The sequence below is a fragment of the Kitasatospora sp. NPDC056531 genome, assembly GCF_042794375.1.
GTDB lineage: Bacteria > Actinomycetota > Actinomycetes > Streptomycetales > Streptomycetaceae > Kitasatospora.
On sequence record NZ_JBHTTU010000060.1, the window covers coordinates 1 to 15,359 of the forward strand.

At 70.7% G+C, this 15,359-nt stretch carries 17 protein-coding genes and 3 pseudogenes; 10 read left to right on the forward strand and 10 right to left on the reverse strand.

The window, feature by feature from the left end; genetic code table 11:
- Positions 1–239: 239 nt before the first annotated feature.
- Positions 240–440, forward strand: a complete 201-nt coding sequence (locus tag ACFQ87_RS32945) for a hypothetical protein (RefSeq protein ID WP_380614562.1) — start codon at positions 240–242, stop codon at positions 438–440.
- On the opposite strand, the gene ACFQ87_RS32950 is transcribed toward ACFQ87_RS32945, so the two are convergent.
- On the reverse strand, positions 433–648 hold the full coding sequence (locus ACFQ87_RS32950) for a hypothetical protein (protein WP_380614563.1): 216 nt from the start codon (positions 646–648) through the stop codon (positions 433–435). The two genes, ACFQ87_RS32945 and ACFQ87_RS32950, sit on opposite strands and share 8 nt — an antisense overlap.
- 506 nt (positions 649–1,154) lie before the next feature.
- Between ACFQ87_RS32950 and ACFQ87_RS32955 the strand changes: the two genes are divergently transcribed.
- Positions 1,155–2,120 carry an IS5 family transposase gene (locus tag ACFQ87_RS32955; RefSeq protein ID WP_380614606.1) on the forward strand — a complete coding sequence of 322 codons (966 nt, stop codon included), beginning with the start codon at positions 1,155–1,157 and terminating at the stop codon, positions 2,118–2,120.
- A 91-nt stretch (positions 2,121–2,211) separates the two neighbouring features.
- Here the strand turns inward: ACFQ87_RS32955 and ACFQ87_RS32960 are convergent.
- Positions 2,212–2,517, reverse strand: a pseudogene (locus ACFQ87_RS32960) (transposase family protein); the annotation flags it as partial.
- 276 nt (positions 2,518–2,793) lie between these two features.
- Here ACFQ87_RS32960 and ACFQ87_RS32965 point away from each other — a divergent pair.
- Positions 2,794–3,171: a nuclear transport factor 2 family protein gene (locus ACFQ87_RS32965; RefSeq protein WP_380614564.1), complete on the forward strand. Its 378-nt coding sequence runs from the start codon at positions 2,794–2,796 to the stop codon at positions 3,169–3,171.
- A gap of 48 nt (positions 3,172–3,219) precedes the next feature.
- On the opposite strand, the gene ACFQ87_RS32970 is transcribed toward ACFQ87_RS32965, so the two are convergent.
- From ACFQ87_RS32970 to ACFQ87_RS32980, 3 genes are read right to left on the reverse strand one after another with little or no spacing between them, the layout of a single operon-like run.
- Positions 3,220–3,477, reverse strand: a complete 258-nt coding sequence (locus ACFQ87_RS32970; protein WP_380614565.1) for a hypothetical protein — start codon at positions 3,475–3,477, stop codon at positions 3,220–3,222.
- A 34-nt stretch (positions 3,478–3,511) separates the two neighbouring features.
- Positions 3,512–3,889: a hypothetical protein gene (locus tag ACFQ87_RS32975; protein ID WP_380614566.1), complete on the reverse strand. Its 378-nt coding sequence runs from the start codon at positions 3,887–3,889 to the stop codon at positions 3,512–3,514.
- A complete protein-coding gene (locus ACFQ87_RS32980; protein WP_380614567.1) occupies positions 3,886–4,284 on the reverse strand; it encodes a hypothetical protein in 399 nt (132 codons plus the stop codon). The genes ACFQ87_RS32975 and ACFQ87_RS32980 overlap by 4 nt, the downstream gene beginning before the upstream one ends.
- An 81-nt stretch (positions 4,285–4,365) precedes the next feature.
- Here ACFQ87_RS32980 and ACFQ87_RS32985 point away from each other — a divergent pair.
- Together ACFQ87_RS32985 and ACFQ87_RS32990 are read left to right on the forward strand one after the other, a co-directional pair.
- Positions 4,366–4,527: pseudogene (locus tag ACFQ87_RS32985) on the forward strand (IS5/IS1182 family transposase); the annotation flags it as partial.
- Positions 4,528–4,895: 368 nt separating this feature from the next.
- Entirely contained in the window at positions 4,896–5,657 is a 762-nt protein-coding gene (locus ACFQ87_RS32990) for a DUF1062 domain-containing protein (protein WP_380614568.1), read from the forward strand.
- Here the strand turns inward: ACFQ87_RS32990 and ACFQ87_RS32995 are convergent.
- The 3 genes and pseudogenes from ACFQ87_RS32995 to ACFQ87_RS33005 all read right to left on the reverse strand — a co-directional run.
- Positions 5,606–6,089: pseudogene (locus ACFQ87_RS32995) on the reverse strand (IS5 family transposase); the annotation flags it as partial. The gene ACFQ87_RS32990 and the pseudogene ACFQ87_RS32995 overlap by 52 nt on opposite strands.
- A gap of 277 nt (positions 6,090–6,366) precedes the next feature.
- Complete coding sequence (locus ACFQ87_RS33000; protein WP_380614569.1) at positions 6,367–7,185, reverse strand: hypothetical protein; 819 nt, start codon at positions 7,183–7,185, stop codon at positions 6,367–6,369.
- A gap of 367 nt (positions 7,186–7,552) precedes the next feature.
- Positions 7,553–7,732, reverse strand: a complete 180-nt coding sequence (locus tag ACFQ87_RS33005) for a hypothetical protein (protein ID WP_380614570.1) — start codon at positions 7,730–7,732, stop codon at positions 7,553–7,555.
- A 291-nt stretch (positions 7,733–8,023) separates the two neighbouring features.
- On the opposite strand from ACFQ87_RS33005, the gene ACFQ87_RS33010 reads away from it, so the two are divergent.
- Positions 8,024–8,857 carry a transposase family protein gene (locus tag ACFQ87_RS33010; RefSeq protein ID WP_380614571.1) on the forward strand — a complete coding sequence of 278 codons (834 nt, stop codon included), beginning with the start codon at positions 8,024–8,026 and terminating at the stop codon, positions 8,855–8,857.
- Positions 8,858–8,959: 102 nt separating this feature from the next.
- Here ACFQ87_RS33010 and ACFQ87_RS33015 read toward each other — a convergent pair whose 3' ends face one another.
- Positions 8,960–9,904, reverse strand: a complete 945-nt coding sequence (locus tag ACFQ87_RS33015; protein ID WP_380614572.1) for a hypothetical protein — start codon at positions 9,902–9,904, stop codon at positions 8,960–8,962.
- Between the two features lie 855 nt (positions 9,905–10,759).
- On the opposite strand from ACFQ87_RS33015, the gene ACFQ87_RS33020 reads away from it, so the two are divergent.
- Positions 10,760–11,341, forward strand: coding sequence for a GNAT family N-acetyltransferase (locus tag ACFQ87_RS33020; protein ID WP_380614573.1), 582 nt, complete (start codon positions 10,760–10,762; stop codon positions 11,339–11,341).
- Positions 11,342–11,436: 95 nt separating this feature from the next.
- Positions 11,437–12,633, forward strand: coding sequence for an MFS transporter (locus ACFQ87_RS33025; RefSeq protein ID WP_380614574.1), 1,197 nt, complete (start codon positions 11,437–11,439; stop codon positions 12,631–12,633).
- Here ACFQ87_RS33025 and ACFQ87_RS33030 read toward each other — a convergent pair.
- The gene (locus tag ACFQ87_RS33030) at positions 12,626–13,537 is read right to left on the reverse strand and encodes a LysR family transcriptional regulator (protein ID WP_380614575.1); all 912 of its coding nucleotides are present in this window, start codon (positions 13,535–13,537) and stop codon (positions 12,626–12,628) included. The two genes, ACFQ87_RS33025 and ACFQ87_RS33030, sit on opposite strands and share 8 nt — an antisense overlap.
- Positions 13,538–14,167: 630 nt before the next feature.
- Here ACFQ87_RS33030 and ACFQ87_RS33035 point away from each other — a divergent pair.
- Together ACFQ87_RS33035 and ACFQ87_RS33040 are read left to right on the forward strand one after the other, a co-directional pair.
- Positions 14,168–14,890 carry a helix-turn-helix domain containing protein gene (locus ACFQ87_RS33035; protein WP_380614576.1) on the forward strand — a complete coding sequence of 241 codons (723 nt, stop codon included), beginning with the start codon at positions 14,168–14,170 and terminating at the stop codon, positions 14,888–14,890.
- A gap of 93 nt (positions 14,891–14,983) precedes the next feature.
- Positions 14,984–15,298 (forward strand): hypothetical protein, encoded by a 315-nt coding sequence (locus ACFQ87_RS33040; RefSeq protein WP_380614577.1) that lies wholly within the window; start codon positions 14,984–14,986, stop codon positions 15,296–15,298.
- The last annotated feature ends 61 nt before the right edge of the window (positions 15,299–15,359 follow it).

Consider the following 15,359-nt stretch of genomic DNA (forward strand, 5'->3'; position numbering starts at 1 on the left):
CGACCACACCACCAGCGCCACCGCCCTCAACCTCATCCGACTCCACGCCTGGTGGAACGGCAGACCCCTCGATCGCGCCAACCACAGCCACCTCGCCAGACTCCAACTCAGCCTCACAGCCTAGAAGTTGAAATTAGCCACCAAGATCGCGCAGGGGTCCGGGGCCAGTGCATTGGGCATCGTAGGCAAGCCTGCGATGCAGCCTCCTGCGGCCCGACCCCGACCAGCGCCACCGCATCGTGGCCATCCGCGACAACCTGCTCGACCGCACTGCCGAAGCCGAACGAGAGGGCTGGCTCGGCGAGGTCGAAGGACTCAGGGTCAGCCTCGCCGGAGCCGAGGCCAAGCTCGCACAACTCGACGCCCGAGCGGCGCAAGCCCGACGAGCAGTTGACCTCGGCATGCCTTCGTTCAGCGAGATCGTGACACGAACTACTTGACCACGGCCTGCTCTGCGGTGCCGCCAGCGCGCGGCACCGCTACCCGAGTCCATCGGACGAGGCGGTCGAGGACCGCCAACACGACCTCCTGGCGCCGCGCCGGCAGGAAAGGCCAGGTCAGCCAGGCCGGTGTGGACAGCAGCACGACTGCCAGAAGAGGCAGCACAAACAATGCGACGAGAACAGGGCGTGACAGCCACGCAGGCATGCGTCGACCTCCAGATGAGCCCCGCAAGGGGAACCGTGCTGGATGGCGACGCAAACTGGGCACCCCATGCGCTCAGGCGCATGCAGTCTCCGGCCAGAGCCGACATCCAGTAATCCGACCCGACTCTACCCACAACACGGCCCTAGCAAGCGCTAGTTCAGAGAATACGTGAACACCCTGACTAGCCGTTGCTCTATCGATCTTGGTGAGCGTGAGTTCGAGTCTGCCGACTCGGTCGGGTGATCTTCTGGTCGGCAGGGCATGAAAGTGGGGGCCTCCCGCACAGCTCGTGGGTGTCGAATCCAGCCGAGCAACAGGAGGCCCTGGTGCCGCAGTCTTCCGTCTCCGTGGCGTTGCCGTCCAACTCCGCACCCCTGTCGTGTGATTGCCTCGCTCACCGGTTCGGGAACGCCGGGGACCGGCCGCACAGGCGTCCGAGGTACCCCTCGGACATGACCGACGCGGAGTGGGCCGTCGTGCGCGACGCGATGCCCGTGCCCGCCTGACTGGAAGGCCGCGGCGGACAGCCGGAGAGCTACTGCCACCGGCAGCTGGTCGACGCGGTGCGCTACCTGGTCGCGGGCGGCATCGCCTGGAGGGCGGTGCCCGCGGACTTCCCCGCATGGGACCGCGTCTACGCCTTCTTCCGGCGCTGGCGGGACAAGGGCCTGGTCGCCGAGTTCCACGACCGGCTGCGCGACCGGGTCCGCAAGACGGCGGGCCGTGATCCGGAGCCGACCGCCGGGATCATCGACGCGCAGTCGGCGAAAGGGGCCGCGTCGGTGCCGGCCACGAGCCGGGGGTTCGACGGCGGGAAGAAGGTGAACGGCCGCAAGAGGCACATCGTCGTGGACACCCTCGGGCTGCTGCTGGCCGTGATGGTCACAGCCGCATCCGTCACCGACCGCGAGGCAGGCCGCACTCTGCTGGAGCGGCTGCGTGAGCGGCACTGGCGCATCTCGCTGGTGTGGGCCGACGGCGGCTACACCGGACGCCTGGTCGACCTCGCCCGCGATGCCCTGCGGATCGCGCTGACAGTGGTCCGACGCACCGACGACGCCACGGGCTTCGTGGTGCTGCCGAAAAGGTGGCTGGTGGAACGGACGTTCGCATGGCTGATGCACTCACGCCGCCTGGCCCGCGACTACGAGACCCGCACCGACACCTCCGAGGCGATGATCCGGGCCACGAGCGCCCACGCCGACAGCCAGTACGGGTGCCCGTATCCGTACGTGTGCATCTACGGCGGCCCGGACGCGTCCTACCCGATCGTCGCGGAGTTCCAGGACGTCACCGACTACTTCCAGAGCACCAACCACGGACCCGACTGGTGGGTCGTCAACACCCGGAACCAGGACTACACCCACCTCCAGCTGTCCAACGGCACCGTCTACTGTCTCCCGCCGAACGGCAACCTGGGCGGCGGAGGCACCCTCACCGGGATCGTGATCAGCAACGGCGGCTCCTGCTGAACCACGGCTGAAACCACGGACCCCGGTGCGTCAGGTACTCTCCACCGACGCACCGGGACACACCCAGTACCAGGTCCGAGTGACGGCGGTTCCGGGCGATTTCGCGGTTCGTCAGGACCAGCAGGGCCCGCACCAGCGCGGTCGCCCACTTCGGGTCGGTGCGGACCTTGCCGAGGACGCGCCAGTTCTTCAGGTGAGCGAAGCCGTGCTCGACCGGCGCCCGGACCGCGGCCAGCGCCTTGTTGGACAGCCTCTGTCCTCAGGTCAGGGGCCGGTTGCGGGCGGCCTTGTAGCCGGTGATCACTGTCGGGTCGGCGTCCGGGCCGCTGTCGTCGAGGCCGACAAAGCCAAGGTCGGCGATCGCGCCGAGGCCAGCAGCACGCAGGTGGGCGGCGAGTCTGTACGGTTGAGCGCGCTGAGGAAAGCCATCAAAGCCTTGCAGGCCGGGGCGCAACGCAACCCTCGCCTGTTCGTGCATTGGAGATGGACCACTCACGCTTTCACGGGCTGACGATCAGGACGACAAGAGCCGTATGACGGGAGACTGTCACGTACGGATCTGTGGGAGCCGGAGGGTGAGACTCCCTCCGGCTACCCGACCCGGGATGGTCCACCGTGATCGGAAGGCGGCTCGCGGGACGAGCGCACGCGCAACGGCTGGTATTACTGGGGCATGCAGGAAGAGACGGCACGCTCCGCGATCGACACGTTCATCTCCGCGTTTAACGCCTCGGACGACAGCTATGTGACTGCCCTGCTCTCCCAGGCCCTGACCTCAGACGTGGTCTTCTGGGGGCCGTTGGGTCGCAGCGAAGGAATCGCGGCGGTCGAGCGGTTCGTGCTGGACATCCGGCGCCACCCGGCGGGGACCGGCACGATGGCGCGCTGCTCAGCGGTGGACATGCCTGACGAGTGGGCCCGGTACCGGTGGGTCTTCACCACGCCGGATGGAGGCCCCCGCCTGGCGGGAACGGACGTCGTCCATCTGCGGCGGAGCCTCATCGACCAGGTCATCGTCTTCGCGGGGGAGATCGAGCCGTCCGCCTCCTGAGTCGTCCTTCTGTCGACAGTGCTGGGACATCCGGCCCCGGTCGGCCGGCTACTGGTCGGGTGCGGCGTCCTCGATGGCGGCGAGCAGGCGGGCGTGGACGGCGCCGGCGGCGCCGCGGGTGGCCGGGTCGGGGTCTTCGAGCTGCGGGGCGATCAGTTCGGCGGCCGCGGCGAGGACCGGCACCGGGACGGTCGCGGTGCGCAGGTGCAGGAGCTGGGCGGCGGCCTTCTCGCCGGGCGTGGCCTTGGCGCGGGCGTCGGGGATCAGGGCGCTGATGCCGCGGGGCAGGGGCTGGGTGCTGGTCACCCGGCTCATTCTCCCGCGTGCCGGGCGGCGGTGATCACCACGGCCGGTCGTCCGGCGGCCCGGCGGGCAGGTGGCCGCGGTGGTGGCGGGCGACGGCCTCGATCAGCGCCTGGCGGGCCCGGCGCCAGCGGACGTCCTCGGTGCGGCCGGCGTCGGCGGCCCACTCGGGCAGCGGCCGGTCCTGCGCGGCCTCGGCGAGGACGTCCTCGTCCAGGCCCTCGAAGGCGTCCCGCCACGGCTCGGTGGTCTGCTGGAAGGCGTCCAGCAAGGTGCGCAGCGCGGTGTCGACGGCGGTCGGTGACCACGGGGGCGGGGTGCGGGGCGCGCGGACGGTGTCGGCCAGGACCCGGTCTGTGCCGGGGCCGAGCGCGCGGCGGGCCCGGCCGGGCCGCTGTCCGGTGCCGGGGTTCACCGGCCGGGTGCGGCGGCGCGGCCGGCGGCGACCGCGTTGTCCATCACCTGGGCGGGGTGGGGCAGCTCGCGCTCGTACCGGGTCGGCGCGGTGCCCGGCATGGCCACGGCCAGCGCGGCCACGGCAGCCAGGGCGATCCGCTCCCCGCCGGTGAGCTCGGGGACGGTCTCCAGGTTGGTCGCGCCGAGCAGCACGCTGCCGTCCAGGCGGTAGCGCAGCTCGGCGGTGAGGTCGGCGTCGTTGCCGGGGATGATCTCGCGAGTGCAGGTTTGCTCGATCGCCTCGGCGGTCAGCGCCAGCACCCGCCCGTGCATCTCGACTGGCTGTCGGCGGGCCAGCTCCCGCACCCAGGCCGCCGCTCGCTCACCTGCGGCGGCGGCCACCGGCGACCGCACCCACCGCGACCTGGAGCGCCTGATCCAGCGCGTGGTGTGGCTGATGCCGAACGCCCTGTTCATCAGCGCCTGGCAGGCCGCCGTACGGTTTACGAACGCCACTGGCTGCGGTCGGCCGACGGGACCTGGGAGCGCCTGCTCCAGCAGGTCCAGGCCGAAGCGGACGCGGCCGGCGACATCGACTGGAACATCGCAGTCGACTCCACCATCGTCCGCGCCCACCAGCATGCGGCCGGCGCCCGTGCCGATCCGCCACCAGCCCTTGCACCAAAGGGGGCTGGGCGGGGAAAACACCAGGACGAGACACCGTGGCAGGGCCTCGTCGCCCGCCTGGTGGAGGTGGTGCGGGAGGTGGGCGGGGCTGCGCGCGACCGCTGGCCGAGGGCACGGGGAAATTCGGTTGTCGCGGGCCGCCGTCTCGATCATGATCTCCCGCATGGACTTTTGATGACTGCCACGTAGTACGTACCTGTCGCGCGATCGACCTCGGAGCCTGACGACCCGGCCCCGGGGCGATGGGTCGCGCCCCTCGTGAGCATCCGTCAGAGAGCGGGAGCCGCCGAGTGAGTTCGGCATGCCCTCCTGCTGAGTCCTGAAAGCACCCAACACACATGAATACCGACCGCAAGGCCCTGTGGGCCGTGCGTCAGTCCGCCCTGCCCACCGTCGTCCGGTCCTGCCCGGACTGCCCCGGCATGCGGCACCGCGCCTCGGGGAAGATCCGTGTCAACGCGAACGGCAAGCTGCTCGACGTCTGGCTGCTGCTGAGCTGCGCGACGTGCGACCGGACCTCGAAGGTGCCCGTCCACGAGCGCGTCCACGTCTCGACGCTGGAGCCGGCCCGGCTGGTGGCGTACGAGATCAACGACCCCGCAGCGGTACGGGAGTTGGTGATGAGCGTGTCGCTCGCGGCGAAGAACCGGTACCGGATCGACTGGACCGGGACGTGGGAGCTGGAGACCCGCATGCCGCTGTACGCGCTCGACGACCCGAACCCGCTCTCGGTGCAGGTGCGCTTCGAGCTGCCCGCGCCGGTCCGGGCGGAGCGGCTGCTCCAGCTCGGTCTCGGCCTGAGCCGGGCCGAGGTGCGCCGTCTGGTCGCGGACGGGCGGATCCGCCTGCCGTTCGCGCCGGACGCCAAGGCGCACCAGGACTTCGAACTCACCATCCACGGACCCGGTTCCGTCGATGCGGCCAAGCACGCGAAGTCCCTCGATGCGCCCGACGCCGAACGTACCGACCTGGCTCGGATCGGGCTGCCGCCCGCACCCGGCCGGGAGCTCCCACGCCGGGCCACGGCGGCTAGGACTTGTCCGGTCGATCATGTGCGGAGCCAGATGACGAGGGCGGCCGCGGTGACGGTTCCGAGGTAGACGTATCCGCGTTTGTTGTATCGGGTTGCGACTGCTCTGGCGTGCTTGAGCTTGTTGATGGCCCGTTCGACGGTGTTCCGGTTCTTGTACTGCTCCAGGTCGAATGCCGGTGGCCGCCCTCCGCGCGATCCCTTGCGCAGGCGGGCGGCCTGGCTGTCGGTCTTCTCCGGGATCGTGTGTCGGATGCCGCGTCTGCGCAGGTAGTCGCGGCACGGCCCGTTGCTGTACGCCTTGTCGGCGGCCAGACTGTCGGGCTTCTTGCGGGGCCTGCCCGGCCCGATCCGCGGGACACGGAGCTTCTCCAGCACCGGCTCGAACTGCGTGCAGTCCGCCCGCTGCCCTGGTGTGATGATCAGGGACAGCGGGCGGCAGCGGCCTTCCGCACTCAGGTGGACCTTGGTGGTGACCCCCTCGCGAGCGTCCAAGGCCCTTACCTCCCGCACCACCTCCACCAGGCGGGCGACGAGGCCCTGCCACGGTGTCTCGTCCTGGTGTTTTCCCCGCCCAGCCTCCTTTGGTGCAAGGGCTGGCGCCTCCATTTGAGCTGGGACACGATAGTTGGAACCAGAGTGGTGTGCTGACCTGGCGATTCTGACCTTGTGGGACACGCTTGTCGGAACCACCTGGTCATGCTTCTTGCAACCCGTGGTGGCCTGCCATTCGTGTTGGAACCGGCGGAATCCGCAGGAGAGCGCCTGGCGGCACCCTGTCAGGAGCGGCCGAACCAGCGGCGCTTGGCCCGGGGCTGGGTCGCGGCCCCGTTCGCCAGGACCACCGCCGGGTCGTCGTACTCGCGGGAGATCACGTGGACCTGGCCCGACCCGACGTCGTGGCGCACCGTGTCCAGGCCCTCCCGGTCCAGTTGGGCGATGGTGTCGGCGTGGGTGGTGGTGTTCAGGGCGAGCATCCCGACCTTCGAGTGCCTTGGGCCGAGCTCCACCTCCTCGCGGAGCAGGAGCTGTGTCAGGCGGGTCGCGGAGGCCGAGGGCAGCTCCTCGTCCACGGCCACGTGCAGCAGCAGCTGTTCCTCGCCGCTGGCCCGCCACCGGACCTGGGCGACCCACACCGAGCGGATGGCGGGGAACTCGCGGATCCGCCTAGCCACTGCGTCGCGCAGGGCGACCGCCACCGGGTCGTTGGACCAGTCGCGCTTCATCTCCGCCCCGGGCCCGTAGGCCGCCCAGTCCCGCAGTACCTGCTCCGGGAAGATCGCCTGCCCGTTCCCGGAGCGGACCCCGAGTCGGGCGACGCCGGTCTTCTCCAGGATGTCCCTCAGCCGCGCCGCGTCGCAGTGCACCATCCCCGCGGCCTCCGGCAGCAGCTGCGTGCCGAGCGCCGCGTCGGTGAACCCGAGCAGCGTGGGCGGCTGCTTGTCGTCGGGGAGGAACATCACCGATCCGGTGTCGGTGACGGGAACGAACGCCCCGCCCTCGAACAGCGCGGCGAGCACCGCCTCCGGCGCGGGCTCGTGCCCGTCCGCACGGCGGTCGAGAAGGTCGGCGAGACTGACGTTCGAATGCTCGATCACGCGTGCAGCGTAGTGCCCTGACGGCCGCCGCCGACCCCGCCCCATCGACATCCGACCAGCGCTCCGGTTCCAACAGTCGTGACCAAGTTCCAACTAACGTGTCACAGCTCACCATTGAGCGGTTGCCAACCTGAAAGCGCAGGTCACGGGGCTGGCGTGGGCAGGGGGTGGTGTGCTCGGGCCGGTCGGGGACGTGATCGCTAGCAGGAGATCGTTTGCCGTGCGGCCGGTTCGCCCGTTTCCAGACGCTGGTCCGCCGCGGCCTCCTACTCTCCCCAAGGAGTCGGGGTGGGAGGAGCCGCAGGTGGTGGACGTGTTGACGTGGGTGAAGCAGCGGCGGCTGGTGCTGGCCGACCGCGCCGAGCAGCTACGCAAGGAACTCGCCGAACTCGACGTCGAAGTCGCACGACTGGAGGCCGCGGAGGTGGTGTTCGGGCAGTTCGCCGACGCCCAGCGGGCTGGCCTGGCGGATGACCCCGCCATCGCCGAGGAGTTGGAGCGGGTCACGACGACTCCCGGGGCGGGCGGGATGCTGCTGGTCCCGCACCGCGAGGAAGGTATGGACGCCGGCGTGCTGCCTACTACCAGGCGATCCTCACCGTCGTCGAGGGGGTCGATGGAGCGGTCAAGGCAGGGGATGTGGCGCTGGCGCTCGGTAAGGGAGTGCAGCCGGCACAGGTCGAACCGCTGCGCGGCCAGTTGCGGCGCTTGGCGGATCGGGGCTGGCTGCAGCGGACCCCGGCGGGCCGCTACACCCTGCGCTGATGCCGGACGCCGCCGCGCGAAGCGGCCGGATTCGTCCGTAACTCATGGACCCTCGGCGAGAGTTGGGGATTCCATGCGAAAGAACACCAGCCCCGCCGAGGACCCTGAGGGACTTGTCTACCAGTGCCGCCTGTCGCTGTCGAGCGCCACCGTGAACATGGTCGCCGACCTGATCCGCGGCCACCTGAAGAAGATCTGCTCGCGTTGGCGTAAGCTCTCGCCCGGGAAGATAGCCGTCATCGTGCTCGCGGTCCTGCGGCACGACCAGCGGCTGTGCGACATGGCCGGCGGCAACGACGTGTCCGCCTCCACCGTGCGCCGCTGGCTGCTGGAAGTGATCGATCTCCTCGCGGCCCGCGCCCCGCGACTGGACCGCGCCCTGAAGAAGATCACCCGAAAGGGTGGCGTCGTCGTCCTGCTGGACGGCACGCTGGTGCGTACCCGCCGCCGCACCGGGGATGAGAACCGGCCCAACTACAGCGGGAAACACAAGGTCCACGACTTGCTGTTCCTCGCGCTGACCGACGAGAAGGGCAACCTGGTCTGGATCTCGGCGGCGAAGCCGGGGCGCTCCAGCGAGGTCACCGCCACACGCCACAACAAAATCTGTGCCAAGCTCCGCGAAGCCGGTCTCGGCGCTCTGGCCGACCGCGGCTTCGTCGGGCTGGACGACGACCCCGACGACCCCGTGATCGTCACCGGCCGCAAGGCAAGCCGCGGCAAGCCGCTCGCCGAAGCACAGAAGGAAGCGAACCGGCTGGTCAGCCGCGAACGCGCCGCCAACGAGCACGGCTTCGCCGACCTCAAGAACTGGCGGATCCTCACCAAGGTCCGCATGAACGCCAGGCACGCCACCGCCCTCCTACGCGCCCTGCTCGTCCTCACCAACGCCGAGGTCTCCCGCTGACGGGCGATCACCAGACGGCGATCAAAGTCGCGACCGGCCCGAGCGCCCCCACCCCGCATCACACCAGCCCTGGCGACCTGCAGATTTCAGGATGAAATTGGCTCAATGGGTGCCGAACCCGCCGATGAACCCACCGGTCCCACCCATGCCGGTACCGCCGAAGCGGCTGCTGCTGCCGCCAGCGACAGGAGGCTGCCAGTCCGCCGGCACGGGCCCATGGGGACCGGCCTTCCAGGAGGATCGGGTCACCGCGTCCCACCATCCGCCGAACGAGATGCTGATACCCAACTCCTGGCACTCCCTGATGGTTTCAGACCGACTGTCAGGGTCCCATTCGACCTGGAGCGAGCGGCCAGCTGCGCGATGGAGCGTCAGCAGAGCGTCCTCCAGCTCGTAGGCAGTCAGTGGCTCGCCCGAGGGCTGGGGCGAGTCCGCGACGTGCCGGATGGCGACGGTGGAATGGCCGTGACCCTGAACGCAGACCCAGCACCGCCGATCCGCGACCGGCCGCACGGCTTCGCGCAACCGCTCCTCCGCGCGCCGGCGGGCCTCCTCAGCCGCCCGCTGCTCCGCCAGAGCAGCGGCGTACAGCGGCTCCAACTCCTCGCGCACCGGGCGGTACGCCTCCGCGGCCTGCTCCAAGGCAGCCCGAAAGGCGCGTTGCGCTCTCTTCGAACGCACCGCACGCAAGAGCCGTCGAGCTCGCCAGGAAAGCGGCTCTCCCCGGATCCACCTGGTCCGCGAAGTAAACGGCCCGGTGTACAGGTCGACCGAGATGTCCTCGCCGTGTGCTCGGCTCAGCCTGATGACCGCACGGGACGCCGTGTCGCAGTACGTGCGCGCCCCGGCGTCCCATCGGTCGCGCTGCGCCTCGGTGCAGGAGAGCAGTACCGCCTCCCGGGTGTGCCGGCTCCGGAAGACCATGATGTGATGGGGTAGCGGTTCCGGGGTGGGGACGCAGTTCGAAGGCGTGGACAGGTAGACCCGGGACTCGTCCAGCCAGATGCGAACGCGCTCGCTGGATTCGCTCTCCGCCACGACGATCACGCCCCTCCGGTCTCCCGCGCCGCGTGAACTGCATTGCCAAGCTGGGGACAGAGTGTATCCCCGCGCATCCACCTGCGGGAGACGGGCAACGGCGATGCCGGACTGGCTCCCTGGTCCATAGGACTGTTCGATCGTAATCTCGCACCACGCGGGCAGAGATAGATCCTGGGGGTCGGTGAGCAACCGCAGTGGGGAAGAGTGGCTGGACCTCCGCTGCCTCCAGCCGGACCACCTCGGCCTCGATCTCGGCGAGTTCCTTGCGCAGTCGCTTGGCGCGATCGGACAGCACGATCCGCCGCTCCATCACCCACACCAGCAGCTCCACCCCGCAACGTCCCTCCGGAGCGTGGGGGCTGCGAGAGCCGGGCGTCGCGATTCCGACGAACCGGCCACATGACGGACGATCACCTGCTGGCGATCACGCCTCCAACCGGCACGAGCACCCCGCCCCTGCCTCACGCCAGCCCCGTGACCTGCAACTTCAGGTTAGAAAACGCTCAATGACTCTGGCGAATCCACTGACTGGTTGCGGCGCCGTGCGGTGGGAGTGGGCGAAGCAGCCCAGGAAGACGGACCCGGTACCGATGGTCCCGGGCCGAATGAGTCCGCACATAGACCAGTACCGGCTGACGTCAACCGGCCGACGCCTGTGGCGGGGCGGTGGTTCGGTGGTGGGTCTCGTCGGCGGGCTGGGGGTTCATGGGTTGGTCGAGTGGTGGCAGCCCTCGGTGCCGCACCTGGTTCCGTCGCAGCCCCGCCCCGGTAGCGCTGCGTGCTGCTCGCCGCGGCACGAGCGATCCGCAGTCGTCGGTCTAAATCCCTTGCGCTGGTGCGGCACCTGAGCACAATCGGCGCGTGCAGATCTTGTCGTTTCCAGAAGTGGCCACCCCTGCCGACCTGCGTGTGCAGGTGAGGGAGATCCAGGAGCAGGCCTGGCCGTCCGAGCGCGTCTCGGACGTTCCCGCTGGCGCGACCACCCACGATCCGGCGTTGCGGCCGTTGTCGATGCTGCTCGCGGACGAGGGAACGGTCCTGGCCGCGCTGGACATCCTGTTCAAGGGGATCGTCCATGCCGGCCGGCGTTTTTCTGCTGGCGGGCTGAGCGCGGTGGTGACGAGCAAGCAGGCGCGTGGTCGTGGGTACGGCCGGCAGCTGGTGACGGCGGCGCGGGAGACGATGGCCGCCCAGGGCCTGGACCTGGGCTTGTTCACGTGCGACCGTCCGCTGCAGGCGTTCTACGAGAGCGCCGGTTGGCGTGTGCTTCCGGGAGCCGTGCTCATCGGAGGAACACCGCAGGATCCTTTCCCCAGCGACCAGCCCGGCTTCGACAAGGTCACGATGGCGGACTTCTTCTCGACCACGGGCCGTCAAGCGCAAGCGTCGTTCCGACACTCCCGCATCCGGCTGTACCCGGGGGAGATCGACAAGCTCTGGTGACGGCCGCCGACCGGGCAGTATCAATGAGCCAGGCTAATCGATCCATGAGCTATTCGATCTTGTTCGGCCCTTCCGCCGACTGGTGGGCTGGCCACATGACGAATGCGCAAACCCTCGCGCCCCCGGCCAGCTCGCCCCCTGCTCACCGCTGGTCACCGGTCCTCGCGGTCGCCCTGGCCACCTTCACGGTGGTGTCCTCGGAGATGATGCCGGTCGGCCTGCTTACTCCCATGTCCCACAGCCTCGGCGTCTCGGACGGCACCACCGGCCTCGCCCTCACCATCACCGGCCTCATCGCCGCCGTCCTCTCGCCTCTCACCCCGGTACTCGTCGGGCTGCGCGACCGCAGAGCCGTCCTGATCGCCTTCATGCTGCTGCTCGGCCTCGCCAACGCGATCACCGCCCTCTCCCCGAACTTCCCGGTCCTGGCCGTCGGCCGGATCCTGCTCGGCGCCGCGATGGGCATCGTCTGGGGCCTGGCCGCAGGCCTCGGCCCCCGCCTCGCCGACGGCCCGCGCACCGCCCTCGCCATGACACTGATCTTCTCCGGCGTCTCCATCGCCTCGGTCCTGGGCGTCCCGCTGGGCACCTACCTCGCCGCCCTGCTCGACTGGCGCGCCGCGTACTGGGCGCTCGCCCTGCTCGGCGCCGTCTGCGCCGCCGTGCTCGCCGCCACCCTGCCCGCGCTGCCGGTCACCGAGCGCCGGAGCCTCGGCGGCCTCACCGACGCCCTGCGCAACCGGGGCGTCGCCGCCGGGACCGCCATCACCGCCCTCGTCGTGCTCGGCCACTTCGCCAGCTACACCTACGTCCGCCCGGTCCTCGAAACCGACGCGGGCCTGAGCAGCGGCGTCATCGCCACCTGCCTGCTGGTGTACGGACTGGCCGGAGTCGCCGGCAACTTCACCCTCGGCCCGCTCTCCGGCCGCCGGCCCAAGACCGCCGTCGCGATCGCCCTCTCCGGCGTCACCCTGGCCGCCGTCCTGCTGCCGCTCGCCACCGGCGGCGTCGTCACGGTGCTGCTCACCCTGGTCGTCTGGGGCGCCTCGTACGGCGGGGTCTCCGTCTCCACCCAGACCTGGGTCCGCACCGCCGACCCGACCCGGATCGAGGCCTCGGCGGCCGTCTGGGCGGGCGTGTTCAACGCGAGCATCGCACTGGGTTCCCTCGCCGGCGGACAGGTCGTCGACCGGGCCGGCAACCACGCCGTCCTGGTCACGGCGGCGGGGCTGACGGCCGCCGGACTCCTGCTCACCGCGCTCACCCGCCCGGGCGGCGGTTCCGTCAGCTGACCTCTGCCAGCAGCAGCCCGACGAACGGGCCCGCCAGCGGGTGCGGCCGACGCTCGCTCTGCACCACCTGCAGCGCGGTCGGATCCAGCCCCTGCACCGGCAGGTAGCGGATGTCCGGACGCTGGACGTACCGCGTGCTGCCCTCGCACAGCAACAGCCCCCGGCGGGTGCTGGCCACCATCGTGAGCCCCTCCTGAACGGTGGCCGCACTCGCCGGGTAGGCCAGTTCCCGCCCGCTCGCCGTCCGCCGCGGGGCGTTGGCGAGCCGCCAGTACTCGGGCGCCGGACCGCGCGGCTCGATCAGCGGCAGCGCGGCCAGCTCCTCCGCGGACACACCGACCTCCCCGGCCGGGCGGCGCGCGGCGGCCACCGCCACGAACACCGGCTGCCGGGAGAACTCCAGCAGCACCTCCAACCCCGGCTCCCGGCACGGGGCGAGCACGATCGCCAGATCGACCTCGGCCCGGCCCAGGTGCGAGAACGGATCCCCCCAGGGCAGCTCCACCAGCTGCGCCACCCCCTCCGGCAGCCGCCCGATCGCCCGCGCCACCGGCTCGTACACCGCGCACTGGAAGCCGAGGCGCAACGGCCGGTCCGCGGCGGCGGCGCGCGAGCGGGCGTCCTCGTACCCTGCCCGCAGTCGCTCGAACGCGGGCACCACCTGCTCCGCCAGTCCGCGCCCCAGCTCGGTCAACTCCACCCGCCGACTGGTCCGTTCGAACACCGGCGCCCCGATGCGGCCCTCCAGCCGCTTGATCAGCTGGGACACCCGGCCCTGCGAGACACCGAGCACCTCCGCCGTCCGCCCGAAGTGCAACTGGTGCACGAGGACGGAGAAGCACTCCAGCTCCTGCAGCGGCAGCTCCGGCAGCACCGGCCCGGGCCCCGGGGTCGTCCGTTCCACCTCGGCAGTCTATGCCGGGGCGACGACGGTTTCCCCGCCCGACCGCCAGACGAACGGCACCGACATCACTCACTCACGTCCAGTACCCCGAGCCCCGGGAGAAGAGCCGTCCCCGGCGGTCGGGATCCCCTCCTCTTCAGCTCGCGGGATCGATGGTGATGCGGGCTCGCGGGGTACGAGGGCGCCCAGGCACCGGCCATCGCGAAGGCCTCCGGGCTGTCGGTCGGCGACGTGGTGCGGATCGCCCCGCTGCTGGACCCGACCCCGGCGGCCGTCCGCGCCGCCAAGACCGACGACCAGGCCGCCGCTGTGCCTGGTCCGACACCCGTGGTTGAGCCGGTCGCCGAGCCTGCCGTAGCGGTTGCCCTGGCGCTGACCCGCCCCGCCGCCGAGCCAGCCACCGGCCGGCTACGCCGGTGCCCTGCATGCGAAGCCCGGCACCGTCGTCTACTTCGGCACGGACGGCATCGCGCTGACCGAGCGCCAGCCCTGGCCCTACCGCGGCGAGCCCGGCGACTACCTCCTCAAGGGCCACCTGACCGGCCCGGTGCCGCATCCGACCAGCCAGGAGGAGTACCTCAAGCTGCGCGGCCTGGACCGCGCCGAACTCGCCCAGATGGGAGCTGACCAGTGAGCCCGGGCGATCCGCAGAACCCGAATGAGGCCGCGCGCCTGACCCAGGAGCTGATCGACCAGGGCTACACCAAGCGCCAGGTCGCCAGGATGCTGGGCCGCGACGCGAGCCTCGTCTCCCAGTTCTTCACCAAGGGCAAGGGCAAGGCGTTCGTTGCCGCGCTGCGCCAGGTCGTACGGGCGGTGCGCGGCGGGGAACGTGACCCCGAGGCGCTCGGCGCCGTCGCCCGGGAGAACGTGGAGCGGCGCCGCACGAAGACCGGGCAGAAAGCCCGGGGGCGGGGCAAGGACACCGTCGGCAAGCCCGGCGAGTCGATGGCTGGCCAAGCCGGGAAGCAGGCCATCAAGTCCGGCGCGAGCCACCTCGCCCCGGTGGTGCATGAGACCGGCCAGGCCGGTGGCCGCCTCGCCTTCACCGTCCGGATGAAGGCCAACCAGTACGTCTACAGCGCGGGCTCGGAGCAGGACTCCGGCGGCATCCGACGCGGCTTCATCCCCCGCGCCGACGGCACCGAGGAACGCACCTACGGCTCCGCCAGCACCGGCGGGTTCGACGCCGACGAGTGGTCCCAGCGGGTCGCCGATCACCACGGCGACGTCACCGAGGCGATGCGGGCCTGGCTGGTGGAGACCGGCCGCGCCGTCGAGGACGCAGACATCGCCTACCTCGAGGTCCGCGGCTGGATCCCCGAGTGGGACCCGGTGCGGCCTCTCCTGTGACTGAGCACTTCAGTTGGCCAGTGAGCGGTCGGCCGCGGCTACAAACCCGGCGAGCGCTGGGCCGCGCTGGAACGCCCGACCTGGGACGCGCTGATGCGCGCCCTCGTCATCGACACCGCCACCGTCAACCTCCACCGCAAACTCCGCAAGATGGCCGCCGACACCGGCCTGCACGCCTTCGCCGTGCTCTCCGACTGCGCCGTCTTCGCCGCCCCCGGCCCCGGCGCCCTCGACATCCTCACCAAGACCGACGGCACCCTCACCACCGCCCCGCGCCTGGGGGTGTCGCCCGGGATGGTGAAGTTCGAGGGCAGCAGGCCTATGACCGAGATCGCCGAGTTGCTCGCCGACGACGCCAACCCCGCCCGGCACATCAAGACCGGCGGCGTCGTCTCCGCCGACGAGTAGCCCCCCGCGGGCACCATCGGCTACCAGCGGGACGCCCCACCCACCTTCCCATGACCCAGCA